Genomic DNA, 20,580 nt, shown 5'->3' with positions numbered 1-20,580 from the left:
ATTTTCAGAGCAATTTTTTAATGAGTATGAATAGATGGGGGAATTGAATTGAAACGGATTGCGGTATATTGTGGTGCAAGTAAAGGTAACAACGCCATTTACGAGAAAGCTGCTGTTCAGATAGGTAACTGGATTGTTAACCAGGAACATGAACTAGTCTATGGTGGCGGAAAAGCGGGATTAATGGGAGTGCTCGCGGATACTGTGATTCAACGTAGTGGTATTGTTACTGGGGTTATACCTACCTTTTTGCAAGCGAGAGAACTGGCCCATGAGCAGCTTAACAAAATCATTATTGTGTCCAATATGCATGAGAGAAAAGCTAAAATGATTGAACTTGCAGATTGCTATATTGCAATTCCAGGTGGACCGGGGACACTTGAAGAAATTACAGAGGTCATTTCGTGGGGGAGAATTGGGCAGCATGTCAATCCATGCATCTTCTACAATGTGAACGGCTATTATGATCTGATTGGCCAATTTTATGACAAGATGGTTGAAGAAGGTTTCTTAACGAAAACAGATAGACAAAAGATACTTGTTACAGATTCTTTAGACGAAATTAACACTTTTATAAGTACTTATGTACCGCCTGATATTCGTCAATATAACTAATGTTTACTATCAGGGGCAGGGGCAATATTACGGGGTTGAGTGGAAGGTTCGAAGACGGCACGTGCTGGCTGGGACAATCGGTTATGGCCCATTGAAAGTCGCTATTATAGCGGCTTTTTTTGTATTATCTGGATTTGCTACTAGAAACGGACGGCTTCTAGAGAATGGATAGTTAATCGGTATTGGAAATTTCACGAATGGAATGTGCTTCTCTATAAATCGAAAATTTTAATGTGATAATAATTATCATTATCATTTACGTTATTCGACATTTGCTGTATACTGACAATGACTATGATATATGATACATATTGGCCAAAAGAAAAAGGAAAAGGGAGAGATTTTGAATGTTTTTACGAGTAAAAAAAGGAGCAATCCTTTGTTTAATTACTGCACTTGTTCTGGTGCTTGCAGCTTGCTCCAGTAGTAATGGTAGCAGCAAAGATGCAGACACAAGCTCACAGGGAGCCGTGACGGATAGCGCTACGAATGCTTCAACAGATGAGCAAAAAACGGATGAAAATGCTACAGGTGCAGCTCAAACAACATACCCAATCGTTGTTTCAAACTATACAACTGAAAACGGCACCTGGGTGGCAAAGGAACAAACCTTTGATAAAGCACCTGAACGAGTGGTTGCCAATACACAAGGTGCAGCGGAGTTATTGATTCGTCTTGGTTTGACTGACAAGATTGTTGGCGTAGCGGCGCTGTTTGGCAATGTGCCTGATGATATTGCTGAAGATTTCAAAAAAATTCCTGTGTTATCTGAAGGTTATGTAGGCAAGGAAGTAACCATAGGTGCTTCTCCTGACCTGGTTATGGGGCGTGGGGGATTGTTTGAAGATGCTGATTGGGGCGTTGGCACTGTAAACAGTCTGAATGAGATGAACATCAAAACATATGTACAAAGTACTAGCGTTACAGATGCAAAATTAGATAATCTATATCAGGATATCACTGAGCTAGGTGAAATATTTAACGTACAAGCGAATGCAGCGGCATATATCGAACAGCTCAAAGCACGCGAGAAAGCGTTATCGGCTCGGGCAAGCGCTGAAACGATCAATTATGCATCTTTCTTTGATAATGGTGATGGAACCATTGGAGTGTACAACGGAAATGGAGACACATTTATTGAAAGTGCAATGTCATTAATCAATATGCATAATATGCTGATTAACGAAGAAGGCACGCTCAGTTTGGAGAAGCTAATCGAGATCAATCCAGATGCCATGATTATTTCGAAATATGCCGGCGGTATTGATCCGGAACAAACGATTGAAAAGCTGCTAGCCAACAAGCAATTGCAAAGTATTAACGCAATTAAAAACAAGAAAATTTATGTTATTGATTTCAACAACTTCTGGGGTTATGGGGATTCCATCTTCACAGGAGTTGAAGCACTCGCAGATGATCTGAATTTGTAAGAGCAGATGTGCTCGCTTGATCATCATGCATGCAATTAATATCCTGTTTATTATAACGGCAGAACAGTAATTTACTGGGCTGTCGTTTTCATTTGAGCTGCGACTCTTATAGGCTGGTGCATGTCCTTTCACGTTTAACCATGTTAAAATGGAGGGATAATTGGACATATGGTATGGAAAGAAGGCAGGGAGCAATTAATGAAACCTAAACTTAATGATGTTGCAGATTTAGCAGGAGTTTCACCTACGACGGTTTCTCGGGTGCTTAACAATCGAGGTTACATAAGTGAGGAAACAAAGAATCGAGTCCATGACGCGATGCAGCAGCTAAATTATTTTCCAAATGATATAGCTCGGTCATTATTTAGTAAACGAACCAACCTCATTGGATTAATCATACCCACAACAAGCAACCCCTTTTTTGGAGAGTTGACTTTTCATATTGAAAATATTTGTGCCTCATCAGGTTTTAAACTACTGATTTGTAATAGCTTGAATCAGCTGGATAAAGAAGAAGCATATGTGGATATGCTGATGCGCAATCAAGTTGACGGCATTATCGTAGGAACACATAACCGAGGTATTGTGAATTATGATCAGAAAAATATTGCGGTCGTTGCGATTGATCGCTTCTTATCGGATACGATTCCTGTCGTAGGATCGGATAATTACATGGGCGGAAAAATGGCTTCCGAGCTGCTGATTGAGAAGGGATGCAAGCACATCCTGCATATTAATGGACCTGTCGAATTGGAAACTCCTGCAAGCTTAAGAAGAAAAGCATACGAAGATGTCATGGAACAGCATGGTCGCCAGGCGATCACTTATGAAGTATATGATCCATTCCATCAACAGAATCACGATGAACCGATTGGGCGTTTGCTTGATGAACATCCCGAAGTAGATGGACTGTTTGCGAGTAATGATTTGGTGGCAGCTTCATTTATTGTTAAAGCAAAACAACGTGGTAAACGTGTTCCTGAAGATATTCGTGTCATTGGTTATGACGGAACCGAAACGACTCGTAACTTGCTTCCTGAATTAACGACGATTCAGCAACCTATACAGGAAATTGCAAGATCTGCTGTCGAGCTAGTTATTAAAGAAATTGAAGGTGAATTCAGTAAGGTGCCGCGAGAAACGTATCTGCCTGTGAAACTTATTGAAGCTGGTACAGTGTAACTCTAATGTTCATATCACTACAAAATTTTCGAATACAAGACGGATGGAGCTAACCCTTGGATGCTGGGATTAAGGGAAGCTCCTTTTTCTTTCGAAAATATGTCAAGCGGTTGACATATGAAACCGGTTGACATATAATCGATTTTGCAAGCGCATTAAAGTGCTTACATTCACATTAAATGTTCAACTTAGAGGAGCGTTCGAGATGAGACATTCAAAGAGCATGTATTGGAAACTAAGCGCCTATTTCTTCTTTTTCTTTTTTACATGGTCAGCAAGTTATTCATTGTTCTCCATTTGGCTGGGGCAAGAAATCAGTCTGAATGGTGCTGAGACTGGTATTATCTTTACTGTAAACGCTATCTTTGCGTTATGTATGCAACCGCTTTATGGCTATATTTCGGATAAAATCGGATTGAAAAAGCATATTTTATTTCTAATTAGCGGTTTGCTCTTACTTGTTGGTCCATTCTATATCTTTATCTACGGACCTTTACTTCAGTACAATGTATTTCTTGGTGCAGTGGTAGGTGGACTATACCTGGGTGTTTCTTTCTTGGCCGGAATTGGTGCTATTGAATCATATGTCGAGAAAGTCAGCCGTAAATATGCCTTTGAATATGGTAAATCTCGGATGTGGGGTTCGCTAGGTTGGGCGGCAGCAACATTCTTTGCTGGTCAGTTCTTTAATATCAACCCGAACATTAACTTCTGGATTGCATCCGTCTCTGCTATCGTTCTGTTCATCATCATGATGACAATTAAGGTCAAGATGACAGAATCCGAGATGGAACGAGCTGAATCCATTAACTTTAAACAAGTCGGTAATTTGTTTGCGAATAAGCACTTTTGGTTCTTCATTTTATATGTGCTTGGAGTTACGTGTATATACAATGTGTATGATCAGCAATTCCCGATTTACTTCTCATCGACATTCTCGAGCACTGCATTAGGCAATCAAGTATACGGTTACTTAAATTCTTTCCAAGTGTTCCTGGAAGCAGGCATGATGTTCCTAGCACCATTTATTGTAAACAAAACTGGAGCTAAGAAGGGCCTGATATTGGCAGGGTTCTTAATGGCATTCCGTATTATGGGTTCCGGCCTCGTTATCGGACCTTACGGTATCTCGGCTATGAAATTGATTCATGCATTGGAACTGCCCATTATGCTAATCTCTGTATTCAAATACTTGGCTGCTAATTTCGACACGCGTTTGTCATCGATCTTGTATCTGGTTGGTTTCCAGTTTACGAGTCAGGTAGGAGCTTCGATCTTCTCACCCATCGCCGGTACTCTTTATGACATCAGAGGTTTCTCGAATACTTACGTGCTTATGGGGATATTCGTATTTGCCTTTACGACAATCTCAATCTTTACCTTAAAGAGAGAGCCGAAAAACTTGAATAAGCTGGATCCTAAACCTAACTCGCATATTGAACCAGCATAGGAGGAAAACATATGAACACTTTTTACAACAATACGAAGCAAGCTGAGGAATCTTTGAAACAGGCAGAAGGGAAAATGAACAAGCGTTACCGCTTAGGCTATCATATTATGGCACCAGCAAACTGGATTAACGATCCAAATGGATTAATTCAGTATAAAGGCGAATATCACGCTTTCTATCAACATCATCCGTATGATGAGAACTGGGGACCCATGCACTGGGGTCACGTCAAAAGTAAAGATCTTGTGCATTGGGAACATTGTCCGATTGCATTAGCTCCTGGAGATGCATGTGATCTGGATGGATGCTTCTCAGGCAGCGCAGTTGATAATAACGGCGAACTGACATTGATCTATACTGGACATCATTACATTGATCAACTGAACAATATTTTCTTCCAAAATCAAAACGTGGCAGTAAGCACAGACGGCATTCATTTCACAAAATTACAACAGAATCCCGTGATCGCAGAGCCTCCGGCTGATAGCTCCCAGCATTTCCGTGATCCGAAGGTATGGAAACATGAGGGTAAATGGTACATGATCCTGGGGAACAGTACGAAAGAAGAGGAACCGCGTGTTATTCTGTATACATCTGCGGATCTTAGAACGTGGACCTATCATGGTGTGCTTTTACAGGGAGACAAGGAAATGGGATTCATGTGGGAATGCCCGGATTTCTTTGAATTAGACGGCAAGCATGTATTTATGTTCTCTCCTCAAGGTATTGATGCGCAAGGAGATCAGTACAATAACTTATTCCAGACTGGGTACTATGTTGGGGAATATGATTATGAACATAATAAATACAAGCATGGAGAGTTCATTGAGCTTGATCATGGTCATGACTTCTACGCGGTTCAAACCTTCTTAGATGATCAAGGTCGCCGGATTGCGATTGGCTGGATGGATATGTGGGAAGCGGATATGCCAACAAAAGCAGACGGTTGGTGCGGTGCGCTCACCATCCCACGTGTACTTACATTGGGTGAAAATGACAAGGTTCTGATGAATCCGGTAGAAGAAATGAAGCTGCTTCGCCAAAGAGAACATGTTGTGTATCAGAATCACGTGATTTCAGGAAGTTTCATGACAGAAGTTGAAGCGGATCTGCTTGAAGTGAAAGTCGTGTTCGACCTGACGAAGACAAGTGCGGAACGGGTAGGCTTGAAGCTTCGCAGTACAGATCAGGAGGAAACGGTAATTACTTATTCCATTCCAGATCAGAAGCTTAAGCTTGATTGTTCCAAATCAGGGAAGAAGACGGATGGCGTTCGTCGTGCAGACTTAAATGCTGAGGGACGGCTGACACTACATGTATTTCTGGATCGGTCATCCATTGAAATGTTCGCAAATGAAGGGCAAGCTACGATGACAAGTCGTATCTATCCGAGTGGGAAGCTCTCATATATTGAACTCATCACTGAGGGCGGAGAGACTCAAGTAAATGGGTTGTCATATTGGAAGCTGAACGATATCTGGCAAGCTGAATAACGATGAAGAAGACTGTTTTTCGAGACATTACATTGACTCGGAAACGGTCTTTTTTGTTGAGTAGATACGGACACGCCAAGCCCTTCCGCTTCAAATTCGGGAAGGGAAGTGCTTGGCGTATTTTGTATATCCTCTAGCGGATTCAACGTTGCTGACTGCACGGACTGAAGTGGGATGAGGCCACTTTTAACTAGCAGTTCAAGTTCATCGTGCAAGGAAATGTCGTAAATAAAGTTAGTCATTTCGTAACTGGAATCGGTGCCTGCAACTTACAAAAAGCTTACAGTTGAAAGGGAGGCCGAAACAGTAGCCTATTTTTATTTTTAGCCTTGTCAAATTAACAAATTCTGAATAATCTAACACATACCACAGAAGAGGGGGAAGAAGCATGAGTGAAGTTGGATATGGAAATGTAGGCGGACTTGGGGCAGGATACGGTGGTTTCACGTCCGTTGGCGCGATTCTGGTATTGTTTATTCTGTTGGTTATCATCTCCAAAGCTTTCTTGGTTTAATAGATGATATATAATTTCCGCTAGCTTTCGCTGGCGGTTTTTTATGTTGTTGTAATATGGTTAATGAAAGCAATTTAAATAGGGAACTTTGTGTCATGATTCACTGACATAAAGTTCCCTATTATGATCCTACATTTCTCGCTTATACTACGGTGATTGTTCCATAATACATGTACATGCCACAATTGAAGTTGTACGTTCCAGGTTTCAGATCTTTTAAGGTAATGAAGTTATCTCCTTTTTCAAGATACACATCTATTCCTAAATCTTTAGACTGAACACTTCTTATACATGTATAACCTGTATGTTTTATGAAATTTATTTTTGTTGGAACGCCAGCTTTTACTTCAATATTTTCTTGACTAAAACCTTCTGATTTTACGTCGACGGAAACAATCTGATATCCTGAATTTTCTTGATTAGAATTAGCTTGCTCATCTGTGATTCTTGTGATTTAATTGCCGATGTATCATTCGGTTGAAATTGGTAAAATAACGTTGCACCCACAGCTACAATCCCAAAATCTACAGTAAGTATACCTCCAATAAACGGCATACCAATCCCACTTTTATTTGTTTTATCGCTAGTATCCGTTTCTTGATTGGACAATTGAAGAGCAACGCTCAAAATAAAAATAAATAGGATATCAACAAATATCATCATGATATAGGAAGGACCAATCATTACCCCGAGCATTGCGCCCATCATGCCACCCATAATTCCTGCCAACATTCCATCCAAAGTTGCCAATATACTGATAGGTTTGCCTGTGAAGTAACCGGCTCCTAGGCCGAACAATATGGCGGCAATGGATGGGACTGTTAAATCACGTGGAAACAAAATGCCTAATTGTACACCAAGTGCAAGGCTGGACATCATGCCAATGGTCATAGCGATCATCATGCCAGGCATACCTGTAAGTTTTTCTTTTCGCTTATACGTTTTAGGAACAATGAATGCTGTAAATAGTACGACCATACTATACATAAAATCGCTAATAACACAATCTTATTCCTCCTAATATCCTTACAGTAATAATGCATAGTTTTCTACTCATTGACATTACGATCAAGATCATTCATCTCATTATATATCAGAATTATCATAAGAACGTGACTACTGTCACAGACAAGTCAAATGATTGTCGTAATAGTATGAAGATAATTTGACATTTTCCTGCTACCTCTTTCTATTAATTAATTTATAGTTAAAATTTTAGACGACGGATTGTAATATGAAGTGCGACACCTACTGGAAATAAATAAAAAAGGGCCCATGGCCGGATTCGTGTAGAATGAAGGTTCCTACACCACATTCACACAAGGAGAATCCACCATGAGCTACACACATCTTAGCATAATCGAGCGCAGCAAGCTAGAAATCCTCTACCAGCAGGGGAAAAGTACCCGAGCCATTGCCAAGGAACTTGGCAGACATCATGCCACCATTGGCCGGGAACTCCGCCGAAATACAGCAGAACACCCCTACGGCGCGGCGAACGCTCAAGAGGGCTATGTCCATCGCCGTAAGGCCTCCGTTTCCGCAGGGAAGTGGAATCCCGAACTCGCGAGTCGCATCGAAGAAAAGCTTCAGGCGACCTGGTCTCCCGAACAGATCGTAGAGCGTTTGCGTCAGGAAGGTCAAGCGATGGTATGTTTTAAAACGATCTATCGTTGGCTGTATACAGGCCGTCTGGTGAACGGTGTGCTTGCCGTTCTCAGGCACAAAGGGAAGAGGCAGAAGCCAGCAGAAACACGCGGCAAGTTTGCAGTGGGTAAGTCCATCTCTCAGCGCCCGAAAGAGGTTCGTCACCGGAAAACCTTCGGCCATTGGGAATTGGATACGGTGGTCTCGGGCCGTGGGAAAAGCAAGGGCTGCGTAGCGACGTTCATTGAACGAAAGACTCGCTTGTACACAGCGATTCGCATGCCTGATCGTACCGCGTTATCCATGGAGATTGCCTTTGGAGTAGCGGCTTCGCAGTACCCTATCCGTGCATTTCAAACCGCTACCGCGGACCGTGGCAAGGAATTCGCCTGTTACACCAGCCTGGAAGCCGTTCATGGCGTGCGGGTGTATTTTGCAGATCCCTATTCTTCTTGGCAACGCGGCTCGAATGAAAATGCGAATGGTCTCCTGAGAGAATTTTTCCCCAAAGGGACGGATTTCGCCCAAATCACAGATGAAGCTCTGGAAAACGCTCTTGACTTCATCAATAATAGACCACGTAAATGCCTGAGTTGGAGAACCGCTCACGAATCCTTTTCAGAGGAACTGTCGCACTTGGCTTGACAATCCGTCAGACATAAAAATCTAAATTACTTTTTTTGATAGATTGAGAGTGTTAATTTTTATATTTGCAAACTGCAAGTAATTTGTTTATAATGATGACCAGAGGTGATGATGTGTCAGATATTGAGAATCCCAGAGAGCCACTACAAATCATGGTCCGCCGTTTCGGCTTACTGGATAAAAACTGTTGCACGGTTGGAGAGCATGAAATATCGCTGGTTCAGAGCCATATTCTATACGAAATTAACCATCAACATGAGCCGTCCATGCAACAAATTGCTGAAACGCTCGCCATGGATATCACAACCTTTAGTCGTCAAGTGCAGACACTGATTAAGAAAAATTTGGTTCAAAAGACACCACTGCCTGAGGATCGTAGAGTATACATTCTCAGTTTGACAGACGAAGGGGAGGTTGTAACAACGGCTATTGATCATCAGATGAATACTCATCTGGATGAGGTTTTTTCTTTCATGACGGATACGGAAAAGGAGACGGTCATTCAATCCATTAAACTGCTCAATGAGAGCATGCTAAAATCGAAAATGTGTTGTACGCCGCTGGGGTAATGAGCTTCATTACCTCGTTATATTGCTCTAATACTTGTAAAATGCAAGTTTTATTAAACATACTGGAGGTACATTGATATGAAAAACGTTGAATTCAAACAAGTTGATTCTTGCTGTGCTCCCACTTTAGAGAAAAAGAAGGTTTCCCCTTCGGAATCTTTAAATCAAGGAGAGTTAACCCATCTACCTGTTGTTATCATTGGTGCAGGACCTATTGGTTTGGCTGCAGCAGCTCATCTGATTGAAGCAGGCCAATCGTTTATTATTCTTGAGGCGGGGACTAAAGTGGGTGAAAATATCTCCCAATGGGGCCATGTTCGTTTGTTCTCACCATGGCAGTATAACGTAGATAAAGCGGCTGGACGATTGTTATCCAAGAACGGATGGATTGCCCCTGCTCCCGATGTTTTACCGACAGGGCATGAACTGCGAGATCTGTATTTGCTCCCGCTCGCAGAACTTCCGGAGATTCAGTCCAATCTTCATTTAAAATCACGTGTTGTGGGGATCAGTCGCAAAAATACAGATAAAATGAAAACAGCGAGCCGAGAAAAACAACCCTTTATGATCTACGTTGAAGAAGAGGATGAGACTAAGCGGTATGAGGCGAGAGCTATCATTGATGCATCAGGAACTTGGGGGCATGCTAACCCTGTACTCGCCAGCGGCGTGTTGACTCCTGGGGAACAAGCTCTTAGTAACCATATATTCTATGGCATTCCGGATGTGTTTGGAGTAGATCGAGAGCGCTACACAGATAGACATGTCGCAGTAGTAGGAAGCGGACACTCAGCCTTGAATACATTACTTGATCTTGCCATGCTTCAAGAAATAAATTCCGGTATGACACTGACCTGGATTATGAGAAAAGATCACGTGGAGGAAGCATACGGCGGAGAAGCGAGTGATCAGCTCGAAGCGCGAGGAGAACTGGGACGTCGTATTCATGAACTGGTGGATTCCGGAAAAATTACTGTTGTTACACCGTTCCATATTCAGGAACTGAAGCAGGAAGGGAAGCAAATTACCATAAGCGGAGAGCAACATGGTGTGACACAGATGCTAGCACATATTGATGAGATCATCGTGAATGCCGGAAGTCGGCCAGACTTGTCTTTCCTCAGGGAGCTACGGCTGAGTATCGACCCGACCACAGAAAGTGTGGCAACCATTGCTCCGTTAATCGATCCGAATGTTCATAGTTGCGGCACAGTTCGTCCTCATGGGGAGAAGGAATTGCGTCATATGGAACAAGGATTGTATATTGTTGGGATGAAAAGTTATGGACGTGCCCCAACCTTCCTGATGGCTACCGGATATGAACAAGTTCGTTCGGTGGTAGCTTTTCTGGCAGGTGACCTGGATGCAGCTACAAAAGTAGAACTGGATCTACCTGAAACGGGTGTATGCAGTCTGAATCGTTCAGAAGTACAGGTAGCCGAGCGGACAAGTGATTGTAGTTCATCTTGTTCCAATTAATGTAGAATAGGTTAACCTGACAGTGATGGTTCGACTGTTAACCAATACTGTCAGGTTAACTTGGATATTAAAATTGACAATAAGAATTCTACATTATAATATAAGCATGTGCTTATATAAAGAGAAGGAGGTAAGTGATATGGATTCTATTCAAGAAGCATCGGAAAAGTTAAAATTGCTGGGGGATAAGACTCGTCTGACGATACTTACACTCCTCAAAGAACGTGAATGGTGTGTATGTGAGTTTGTAGACATTTTGGACATGTCGCAACCTGGGGTCAGTCAGCATTTGCGCAAGTTAAAGGATCAAGGTTTGGTCAAAGAGAATAAACGTGGACAATGGGTATATTACTCTTTGAATGTAGAGGATACACCTTATATTAAATCTGTGTTGGAATTCATGCCGGATTCTGCAGCCCTTCTTAAGTCTCTAAATAAAGAGAACATTTCATCCGTATGTAATTAATTTTTGAGCAATATATAAGTATATTGTTATATGATTATGTAAAATTTATTTAATTTGATTGGAGGCGTATATGTTTGTTTTCTACTTTTCTTGCTTGCATGATCTTCTTGATAACGTTAGTGCTCGTCATCTGGCAGCCTAAAAACCTGTCCATAGGGTGGTCTGCTTGCGGCGGAGCAATTCTGGCGTTACTTGTAGGCGTAGTTCATTTCAAGGACGTATGGGATGTTACGCAAATGGTATGGAACGCCACGCTTGCTTTTGTGGCCATTATTATCATCTCATTGATTTTGGATCGTATCGGTTTCTTTGAATGGGCAGCTTTACATATGGCGAAGGCGGCTCATGGCAGAGGGGTTCGGATGTTTGTATACGTCTCCATCTTAGGAGCTGTAGTTTCTGCTTTCTTTGCCAATGACGGAGGAGCACTGATTCTGACCCCAATTGTTCTGGCTATGGTCCGCGCATTGAATTTTGATGAGAAGAAAGTATTTCCCTTCATTATTGCCAGCGGATTTATTGCGGATACAACTTCATTGCCACTGGTTGTAAGTAACCTGGTAAACATCGTATCTGCCGATTTCTTCGGTATTACTTTCATGGAGTATGCAGGCAAAATGTTTATTCCGAATCTGTTTTCACTGGCTGCAAGTATCGGTGTGTTATATCTCTTTTTCAGGAAAAGCATTCCCAAACGGTTTGATGCCAGTGAACTGAAAGCACCTGTAACAGCGATCAAAGATCTGAAGATGTTCAGGTTGTCATGGATTGTACTTGGCATCCTGCTCGTCGGTTACTTTGGCAGTGAATTTGTTGGTATGCCTGTATCTATTGTGGCAGGAGTCGTGGCTATATTCTTCCTGATTATGGCTTCTCGAAGCTCTGCTGTACCGACTAAAGTAGTCGTTAAGGAAGCGCCTTGGGCAATCGTATTCTTCTCTATCGGTATGTATGTCGTGGTCTATGGCTTGCGTAATGTGGGTCTGACGGATCTGCTGGCCGTAGCCATCCAGGCCGTGGCAGATCAAGGATTGTTCGTCGCAACGATTGGTATGGGCTTTATTGCTGCGATCATTTCATCTCTGATGAACAATATGCCTACGGTTTTGATTGACGCACTCGCCATTGACGCAACAACGGCTACGGGAACCGTTCGGGAGGCGTTGATCTACGCCAATATTATTGGTTCCGATCTAGGTCCCAAGATTACACCGATTGGTTCACTGGCAACACTGCTCTGGCTTCATGTGCTCAGCACCAAAGGTGTCAAAATTTCATGGGGCACCTACTTTAAGACAGGTATCATTATCACAGTTCCGACTCTACTGATTACGCTAGTGGGTCTATATCTGTGGTTAAGCATTCTATAAATTCAAACAACGAGGAGAAGATGATGAACATGAACAAAAAAACACTTTATTTCCTATGCACAGGCAACTCGTGTCGGAGCCAAATGGCTGAAGGTTGGGCCAAGAAATATCTGAGTGAGGACTGGAACATCTATAGCGCAGGAATCGAAGCTCACGGTTTGAATCCAAAAGCAGTTGAAGCGATGAACGAAGCAGGTATCGATATTTCAAGCCAAACTTCGGACATCATTGACTCCGAGCTACTGAACAGTGCAGATTTCGTCGTCACATTATGCGGGGATGCGGCAGATAAATGTCCAATGACCCCTCCACAAGTGAAGCGAGAACACTGGGGATTCGATGATCCCGCGAAAGCGCAAGGTACAGAAGAAGAGAGATGGGCTGTATTCCAAAGGGTTCGTGACCAGATTGGGGTGCGGATACAGACGTTCGCTGAAACTGGAAAGTAACACGAAAAGCCGGGAGTATCTTTCCCGGCTTTATGTCATATTTCTAATGATCGTTCGGTTTTTCTTTCTCTTTCTCGGTATGATATAAAGCGTTCCATCCTCACCATATTCGGCGTAAGCTATATCCTTAATATGGTCATATCCCTGTTTTTGCATCTCGAATCTTACCTTATCCGCATCAATTTCCTCTCCTTTCATCGACATTTTCAGTAATTCCCCTTTATCAATCACTGTACTAGGAAAACTATCGGAATGTGTTCGAGTCCCCAAATCTTGGGCTGAAGGTAGTTTAGACTGCCAGTGCATATAAAAGTTGAGATATGTTGATCTGATCATCATAAAGCGTTTAGAGGAGAGAAAAAATGGAGCCTGCTATCTTAACGATAGTAAGCTCCATTTATATTGTATATTCTTTAATTTCGTCTCTTATTTTGTCAGTATTGTTTTTGGTCAAATGCTTTTAATTAATTTACTGCGGGTTTTGTTTTAGTTTTCCCCTGTTGATTTTTTAAAGCCTCGACAGGTTCATCTTTGACTTCCGCTCGTTTAATGAAGAAAACTAATATTAATGCGACAATATTAATGCCAAGTGCGATATAGAATGAATATTGGATTCCGGCTAATAACGCTTCTTGGGTTAATAAAGCTTTATTGGCTGCTGTCAAAGTTGTTGGATCAACACCAGTCATTAAATCTTCAGCTTTTGTTTTTGTCACCGAATTCATAATAGTAATCAGAATAGCCGTACCAATTGAACCGGACACTTGTTGAGCTGTATTGTTGACAGCTGTACCATGTGGATTTAAGCGTGTTGGCAATTGATTCAGGCCGTTTGTCATAATAGGCATCATCACCATTGCCATACCAAACATACGCAGAGTATACACAAGGATAATATAAGTGTGAGTAGAGTCGATTTGTAGGTTTGCCAACATGTACGTTGAGATCGCTGTAATTGTAAGCCCGATTATGCCGAGAATACGTGGGCCATATTTATCAAACAGTTTACCCGTAATAGGTGACATAATCCCCATGATTATTGCACCAGGCAACATCATTAAACCTGAATCAAGTGGTGTAATACCTCTTACGTTTTGTACGTATGCTGGTGTTAAAATCATTCCGGAGAACATTGCCACTGCGTTTACAATCGCAATAACAGAGCCAAGGGCAAACATTGGATACTTGTAAACACGTAAATCCAATAATGGTGTATCCATTTTCAATTGACGCACAACGAAGGCGATCAGGGCAATAGCTCCAACGATTAAAGTGATTAAAACGACTTGATCTGTCCAGCCATCTGAACTTGCAGAACTGAACCCATATAACAAACCACCAAAACCAATGGATGATAATATGATCGAGAAATAGTCCAGTGTTGCACTTTTGTTTTGCTGCATTATATTTTTGGATTTCCAGATTCCTAACAGTAAACTAATGACGGCTAACGGTAAAATCATCTCAAAAAGTAAACGCCAGTCATAATATTCTACAATAAAACCTGATAATGTTGGCCCGATTGCAGGGGCAGTAATCATAACTAATCCGAAAATACCCATTGCTGTTCCGCGTTTTTCACGTGGGAAACTTACCAGCATAATATTCATTAACAGGGGTCCCATTACTGAAGAGCCTGCTGCTTGAACCATTCTTCCTGTAAGCAATAAACCAAAGTTTGGTGCAACGGCTGCTATGGCCGTACCTAAAGTGAAAATGGCCATGGAGGTAATAAATAAACTTCTATTGGAGAAACGTGTTAATAAGAATGCTGACGCCGGAATCAATATACCACTGACCAGCATATAGCCAGTAGAAAGCCACTGAATCGTGGAATAATCTTTAATGTCCAAATCCACCATGATGGATGGCAGTGCTACATTTAAGAGCGAGTTATTGAGAAATGAAACAAATGCGCCGATAAAAAGAATGGCGATCATTAAATAGGGTGGTTTTTTTTCTTGTAAAGCTGAATCCATATATTTGTTTTCTCCTTTTTACACTTCTGATTATTGAATTTTTTTAAATCCTCTTTTTAGCAGTTCCATTTGCTCACCATAATTTTTTAAAGCTTCTTCATAGGTTAAATCTTTTACGAATATTTGAATAAGGTTATCAAAAGTTACAGCTATAATAATTTTTAGAATATGCTGCAATTCTCGTTCACCTTGTATATTTAATGTTTCTGTATTCATTAACCCAATGATAGGTAAAAGGTGATTATCCCGATTTTCTTCATAAATGTTCTTCGTAAATGTTTTTTCTGTTTTATAATTCATATTTAAAAAGGCATTTCTAAAAAAGTTTTTGTGTTCTTGATTGGTGTGATTCTGAATCATAAATTGAAATGAATCGATAAAAGCTTCGAATATATCTCCGTTGTTCTCCTTTAAAGCTGCAATAAATCGTTCACTATTTTTCTGCGAGGACTGGTTCAACAGGTAATAATACAGATCTTCTTTTTCTTCAAAGTATTGATAAAAACTTCCTCTGGAGATCCCGGCATCTTTGATAATATTGGCAATGGATGCTTCGTGTAATGGAACCCGAGAAAATTCCCTTTTGGCACATTGAATTAACGTGTCCTGTTTATCTTTCGATAAGTGGAAAAATGTTTTTTTTGGCAAATATAATCCTCCAATCTTAATGAGTGACACCGTGTCACAATTGCTGATTAACGAATTATATATGACACCAATGTCATACGTCAACAATAAAAATGACACCGTGTCATATTTTCTTTTGGATCAATTGAAATCAGCAGGTTTGACTCTCTTCATCCAGCACATGAATCCATGATGATTGACGCAAGTGAGGTAGTTTATCCTCACGTCAATCTTTAGAAATGAATATCTATCTTTAAAGATTATTATAGTTACCCTTTTCACATCCAGATAGAATGGAAACACCAACCATGTAAGCGTTTTACATATCTGCTGCGGCAAGAGAATCTACTCATTTTTCGGGAATCACTTGCCCATACTTCGTACATGTGTGGAATCGTTTATGGAGGTGTATGATGAAGAGGAAGTCTTGGTACACTTTGGTGGTGGCAGGTGTGGTATCTTTATTTGTTTCGGTAAGTGCTTTCGCAAGTTATGTATTCTGGGAACCACTAACTTATTTTAACCCGGAAACATGGCAAAAGGCAGATGGTTATTCCAACGGAAATATGTTCAATTGCACGTGGAGAGCCAACAATGTCAATTTTACAAACGATGGAAAGCTCAAGCTTGGTTTGACAAGTTCTGCGTACAACAAGTTTGATTGCGGGGAGTATCGATCCACAAATAATTACGGATACGGACTGTATGAAGTCAGTATGAAGCCTGCCAAAAATACGGGCATTGTCTCCTCCTTTTTCACGTACACAGGACCTGCTCATGGCACACAATGGGATGAAATTGATATTGAATTCTTGGGAAAGGACACGACCAAAGTGCAGTTTAATTATTATACAAATGGGGTTGGTGGTCATGAGAAGGTTATTAACCTTGGGTTTGATGCATCACAGGGGTTTCATACCTATGCTTTCGATTGGCAAGCAGGTTATATCAAATGGTATGTAGATGGCGTATTGAAGCATACTGCAACCAGCAATATTCCCGTAACACCCGGTAGAATTATGATGAATATATGGAATGGAACCGGCGTGGATAGCTGGCTAGGTCCTTATAACGGTGCCAATCCATTGTATGCAGAATACGATTGGGTTAAATATACGAGTAACTAATGATGCAGAAGCAGCCGCTCACCGGCTGCTTTTTGATTTAGATTAAAATAAAAGAGTACATATACAGCAAAGCTTAATATAAAAAAATATGAAGGTATTTCAATAAACTTGAAGAATACCCTATTAGAGTTAGAATAAAAAATTTTAAGGGGAATGAAAATGATTAAACGACTTAGTAAGAATATACCAATATGGTTTCTTTTTGTCGGGGTAATGGTATTTGTTCTCCTGTGTATTAATTTTGTTGAGATGAATACTCGAATTAATATGGTTGCATTGGCAATTTTAAGTATTGCTAATACCATTCGATTGTGGAAAAATGATCGTCAGTCAGCAATGATGTTTCTATTGCTGAGTGTTCTGTGTATGTTCTTTCTTATCAGGTCTTTAATTTTATATGGATTCTGAGGAACAGGGAAGAGTCAATCATAATAGGATGGAAAGCCCAAAAGCCGATAAACATGACAGTTTCTGCGTGTGTATCGGCTTTTCTTAATGGTCTTGGTGTTACTGGCTTTTATTATTTTGATGCGACATTTTATAGAATCTAAGTTGAAGTTAAATCGAGGGATGAAAAAATTTTGACATTATAATTAAAATATCGTAATATTACGATATAACGATTCAGGAGGGGTAATTTTGAATACTGAAGCTTTTGATAGCACTAATTTAAAACAGTTCGATGAACCTGCTAATTTACTGAAAGCTCTATCTCATCCGATTCGTCTGTGCATTGTGCGTGGGTTGATGAGAAAAAAGAAATGTAATGTTTCATATATGCAGGAGTGTTTGGATCTTCCCCAATCAACAGTGTCTCAGCATTTGCAGAAGCTGCGCAGTGCAGGGATTGTGACGACTGAGCGCAATGGTCTTGAAGTAAATTACGTGCTTGCCGACCAACGGATTGAACAGATGATCCCTATTTTGTTTGGAGAGGAAGATTGTGAATCATGAGCAAAAAAGTACTGATTGTGGGCGGAGTAGCGGGTGGGGCATCAGCAGCTGCCCGTCTGCGCCGTCTGGATGAACATGCCGAAATTATCATATTTGAAAAAGGACCCTATATATCATTTGCCAATTGTGGCTTACCTTATTATATTGGTGGCTCGATTGAGGATCGAGAGCGTCTGCTGGTCCAAACGCCTAAAGGAATGGCTGACCGTTTTAATATTGATGTGCGTACAGAAAGTGAAATCGTCGCGATTGATCCCAATACTCGTACAGTTCGGGTACAAAGCCAGGAGCGTGGTTCATATGAAGAAAGCTATGATGAACTGATTTTGTCACCAGGCGCCAAGCCAATCATACCCAATCTGCCAGGTAAGGATAATCCACTGATTTATACCGTGCGGAGCATTCCAGATATTGATCGGATCAAGAAACAAATAAATTCATCTAACAACGAATCTTCAATTGTTATAGGTGGGGGATTTATTGGTGTCGAAATGGCGGAAAATTTAAAGGAAGCCGGGTTGGATGTAACGTTGGTAGAGGGTAATGGTCAGCTGCTCACCCCGTTTGATGCTGAGCTGGCAGCAGCCTTGGCACAGGAAATGGAGCAAAATGGAGTGAAGCTGCTGTTTTCCCAACGTGTACAGGGCTTTCATTCACTTGAACATGGCATTGGTGTTGAGCTTGCTGATGGTCGTGTTCTGACAGCTGACCTGGTTATTCTTGCAATAGGAGTAACCCCAGATACAGCTTTTGTGAGAAATAGCAGAGTTTCCCTGGGAACACGTGGACATATTATGGTCAACGAGGCTCTCGAAAGCAGTGTGCCACATATCTATGCTGTTGGTGATGCCATCGAAGTAACTGAAACCATTCATGGCACAAAGACAGCTATTCCGCTTGCTGGACCTGCAAACAAACAGGGACGCATTGTTGCAGATCGTATTGCCGGACTAAGTTCCATTTACAGGGGGACACAAGGAACAGCCATTATTAAAGTGTTTGGAATGACTGGAGCAGCTACAGGCAGTAATGAGAAAACACTAAAACGTCTAGGCATCGATTATCGAACTGTAATCGTGCATCCTGCATCTCATGCATCGTATTATCCGGGTTCCAGCGCGATTACTCTTAAACTGCTGTTTACACCGGCAGGAAAAATTTTAGGCGCACAAGCAGTTGGTTATGACGGTGTGGATAAACGGATTGATGATATTGCTGTTGCCATTCATTTTGGGGGTCATATCAAGGATTTGACAGAGCTCGAATTGAGTTACGCGCCACCGTATTCCTCTGCGAAAGATCCAGTTAATATGGCTGGATATGCAGCTGAAAATATCACAGCTGGACGTGTTGAAACGTTCACCTATGATCAGCTATCTGAACGCCACTCGGAGCAGTCGATATTGCTGGATGTACGAAGTGAGCTGGAGCACCGTAATGGAAATATTCCGGATTCCATAAATATTTCAGTGGATGAGCTTCGTCAGCGGTTAGATGAATTAGACCCAGCCAAAGATATTTGGGTATACTGCCAGATTGGTCTGCGTGGATATACAGCTTCGCAGATTTTGCGTCAGCATGGCTTTAATGTGAAAAATCTGAGTGGAGGCTATAAAACATACCGCCAAGCACAATTTCAGCCCGCTCCAATTTCTCCCGGAAACGATGAAAATAATAACGGGCAGGATCAGAACAACAATCCGAAATATGCTGTAAAGGAAACAGAGCCTTCCAATCCAATCTCTGCAAAGCCACAGCGTATTGATAACGAGTTGAACGTGTGCGGTTTAAGTTGTCCCGGTCCGCTGATACAACTTAAGCAGAAAATGGATCAACTATCGAATGGCGAGACTTTGCGGGTGAAAGCTTCCGATCCAGGATTTTATGAAGATGTGAAAGCATGGGCAACCATGTCTGGCTCCTCACTCTTACACTTGGAACGATCCAAAGGCGGTACGATTGAAGCAGTTATCGAGAAAAATGCCGTGCAGACCACATCTTCAGCTATGGAAACGCCTAAAGAGGAGCCTGCCAGCACGATGGTTGTCTTCAGTGGTGATCTGGATAAAGCGATTGCTTCTCTTATTATTGCCAATGGGGCAGCAGCAAGTGGACGTAAAGTAACCATGTTCTTCACATTCTGGGGATTAAATATTATTCGTAAGCATCAGCCACAGCCTGTATCCAAAACTATGATTGGCCGTATGTTTGACATGATGTTACCACGAGGCAGCCACAAGCTAGGCATGTCCAAAATGAATATGCTCGGAGTGGGTCCAAAGATTATTCGAGGCATTATGAAAAATAATAATGTTGCTTCTTTGGAAGAACTGATGCAGACCGCAACTGCGCAGGGAGTTGAGTTTGTCGCTTGCCAGATGTCCATGGATTTGATGGGGATTCAGCGTGAAGAATTAATGGATTCAGTTAACATTGGTGGAGTGGGTTACTATCTTGGACAGGCAGCTCATGCAAATCATAATCTATTTATTTAAAATCGGTTTGTAGTAAACCATTCAGCTGTGTAGTGACATGTATTATCTCTTAAAAATAGTAAAAGCCCCTTCATTGGTGAAGGGGCTTT

Annotated in this window: 20 protein-coding genes; 15 read left to right on the top strand and 5 right to left on the bottom strand. The window is 41.4% G+C overall.

All coding sequences use genetic code 11. From position 1 onward, the window contains the following. Positions 1–48: 48 nt before the first annotated feature. From RS891_RS17825 to RS891_RS17800, 6 genes are all read left to right on the top strand, one after another. On the top strand, positions 49–615 hold the full coding sequence (locus tag RS891_RS17825; RefSeq protein WP_425476094.1) for an LOG family protein: 567 nt from the start codon (positions 49–51) through the stop codon (positions 613–615). A gap of 347 nt (positions 616–962) precedes the next feature. Beyond that, entirely contained in the window at positions 963–2,045 is a 1,083-nt protein-coding gene (locus RS891_RS17820; RefSeq protein ID WP_315792698.1) for an ABC transporter substrate-binding protein, read from the top strand. A gap of 198 nt (positions 2,046–2,243) precedes the next feature. After that, entirely contained in the window at positions 2,244–3,227 is a 984-nt protein-coding gene (locus tag RS891_RS17815; protein WP_113054545.1) for a LacI family DNA-binding transcriptional regulator, read from the top strand. 205 nt (positions 3,228–3,432) lie between these two features. Then, on the top strand, positions 3,433–4,677 hold the full coding sequence (locus RS891_RS17810; RefSeq protein WP_315792696.1) for an MFS transporter: 1,245 nt from the start codon (positions 3,433–3,435) through the stop codon (positions 4,675–4,677). Between the two features lie 11 nt (positions 4,678–4,688). Beyond that, a complete protein-coding gene (locus tag RS891_RS17805; RefSeq protein WP_315792695.1) occupies positions 4,689–6,170 on the top strand; it encodes a glycoside hydrolase family 32 protein in 1,482 nt (493 codons plus the stop codon). 388 nt (positions 6,171–6,558) lie between these two features. Further along, a complete protein-coding gene (locus tag RS891_RS17800) occupies positions 6,559–6,684 on the top strand; it encodes a dihydroorotate dehydrogenase (protein WP_113054320.1) in 126 nt (41 codons plus the stop codon). A gap of 142 nt (positions 6,685–6,826) precedes the next feature. Here RS891_RS17800 and RS891_RS17795 read toward each other — a convergent pair whose 3' ends face one another. Together RS891_RS17795 and RS891_RS17790 are read right to left on the bottom strand one after the other, a co-directional pair. Continuing rightward, positions 6,827–7,081 carry a cupredoxin domain-containing protein gene (locus RS891_RS17795; protein ID WP_315796356.1) on the bottom strand — a complete coding sequence of 85 codons (255 nt, stop codon included), beginning with the start codon at positions 7,079–7,081 and terminating at the stop codon, positions 6,827–6,829. Next, positions 7,063–7,587 (bottom strand): hypothetical protein, encoded by a 525-nt coding sequence (locus RS891_RS17790; RefSeq protein ID WP_315792694.1) that lies wholly within the window; start codon positions 7,585–7,587, stop codon positions 7,063–7,065. Before RS891_RS17790 ends, RS891_RS17795 begins: the two co-directional genes overlap by 19 nt. A gap of 432 nt (positions 7,588–8,019) precedes the next feature. Between RS891_RS17790 and RS891_RS17785 the strand changes: the two genes are divergently transcribed. The 6 genes from RS891_RS17785 to arsC all read left to right on the top strand — a co-directional run bounded on the left by RS891_RS17785 (position 8,020) and on the right by arsC (position 13,309). Next, positions 8,020–8,976, top strand: coding sequence for an IS30 family transposase (locus tag RS891_RS17785; protein WP_315792510.1), 957 nt, complete (start codon positions 8,020–8,022; stop codon positions 8,974–8,976). A 122-nt stretch (positions 8,977–9,098) separates the two neighbouring features. Beyond that, positions 9,099–9,545 (top strand): MarR family winged helix-turn-helix transcriptional regulator, encoded by a 447-nt coding sequence (locus tag RS891_RS17780; RefSeq protein ID WP_113054543.1) that lies wholly within the window; start codon positions 9,099–9,101, stop codon positions 9,543–9,545. 78 nt (positions 9,546–9,623) lie between these two features. After that, on the top strand, positions 9,624–11,024 hold the full coding sequence (locus tag RS891_RS17775) for an NAD(P)-binding domain-containing protein (RefSeq protein ID WP_315792692.1): 1,401 nt from the start codon (positions 9,624–9,626) through the stop codon (positions 11,022–11,024). Between the two features lie 139 nt (positions 11,025–11,163). Further along, a complete protein-coding gene (locus RS891_RS17770) occupies positions 11,164–11,490 on the top strand; it encodes an ArsR/SmtB family transcription factor (RefSeq protein ID WP_315792690.1) in 327 nt (108 codons plus the stop codon). 74 nt (positions 11,491–11,564) lie between these two features. Beyond that, a complete protein-coding gene (locus RS891_RS17765) occupies positions 11,565–12,860 on the top strand; it encodes an arsenic transporter (RefSeq protein ID WP_113054318.1) in 1,296 nt (431 codons plus the stop codon). Between the two features lie 29 nt (positions 12,861–12,889). After that, a complete protein-coding gene (gene arsC, locus RS891_RS17760; protein WP_315792688.1) occupies positions 12,890–13,309 on the top strand; it encodes an arsenate reductase (thioredoxin) in 420 nt (139 codons plus the stop codon). A 30-nt stretch (positions 13,310–13,339) separates the two neighbouring features. Here the strand turns inward: arsC and RS891_RS31705 are convergent, their stop codons facing one another. From RS891_RS31705 to RS891_RS17745, 3 genes are all read right to left on the bottom strand, one after another. After that, a complete protein-coding gene (locus RS891_RS31705) occupies positions 13,340–13,615 on the bottom strand; it encodes a YetF domain-containing protein (RefSeq protein WP_397386961.1) in 276 nt (91 codons plus the stop codon). Between the two features lie 158 nt (positions 13,616–13,773). Continuing rightward, positions 13,774–15,288 carry a DHA2 family efflux MFS transporter permease subunit gene (locus RS891_RS17750; protein WP_113054316.1) on the bottom strand — a complete coding sequence of 505 codons (1,515 nt, stop codon included), beginning with the start codon at positions 15,286–15,288 and terminating at the stop codon, positions 13,774–13,776. Between the two features lie 30 nt (positions 15,289–15,318). Next, positions 15,319–15,936 (bottom strand): TetR/AcrR family transcriptional regulator, encoded by a 618-nt coding sequence (locus RS891_RS17745; RefSeq protein ID WP_113054315.1) that lies wholly within the window; start codon positions 15,934–15,936, stop codon positions 15,319–15,321. A gap of 392 nt (positions 15,937–16,328) precedes the next feature. Here RS891_RS17745 and bglS point away from each other — a divergent pair, with 392 nt between their 5' ends. The 3 genes from bglS (at position 16,329) to RS891_RS17730 (ending at position 20,491) form a co-directional block, all read left to right on the top strand. Then, positions 16,329–17,042, top strand: coding sequence for a beta-glucanase (gene bglS / locus RS891_RS17740; RefSeq protein WP_315796355.1), 714 nt, complete (start codon positions 16,329–16,331; stop codon positions 17,040–17,042). 639 nt (positions 17,043–17,681) lie between these two features. Further along, positions 17,682–17,996 carry an ArsR/SmtB family transcription factor gene (locus RS891_RS17735; RefSeq protein ID WP_064637503.1) on the top strand — a complete coding sequence of 105 codons (315 nt, stop codon included), beginning with the start codon at positions 17,682–17,684 and terminating at the stop codon, positions 17,994–17,996. Continuing rightward, the gene (locus RS891_RS17730; RefSeq protein WP_315792681.1) at positions 17,993–20,491 is read left to right on the top strand and encodes an FAD-dependent oxidoreductase; all 2,499 of its coding nucleotides are present in this window, start codon (positions 17,993–17,995) and stop codon (positions 20,489–20,491) included. Before RS891_RS17735 ends, RS891_RS17730 begins: the two co-directional genes overlap by 4 nt. Positions 20,492–20,580: the final 89 nt, after the last annotated feature.

The organism is Paenibacillus sp. BIC5C1 (assembly GCF_032399705.1).
Lineage (GTDB): Bacteria > Bacillota > Bacilli > Paenibacillales > Paenibacillaceae > Paenibacillus > Paenibacillus taichungensis_A.
Note: the sequence above shows the minus strand (reverse complement) of the source record. Positions and strands in the feature narration are given on the sequence as shown.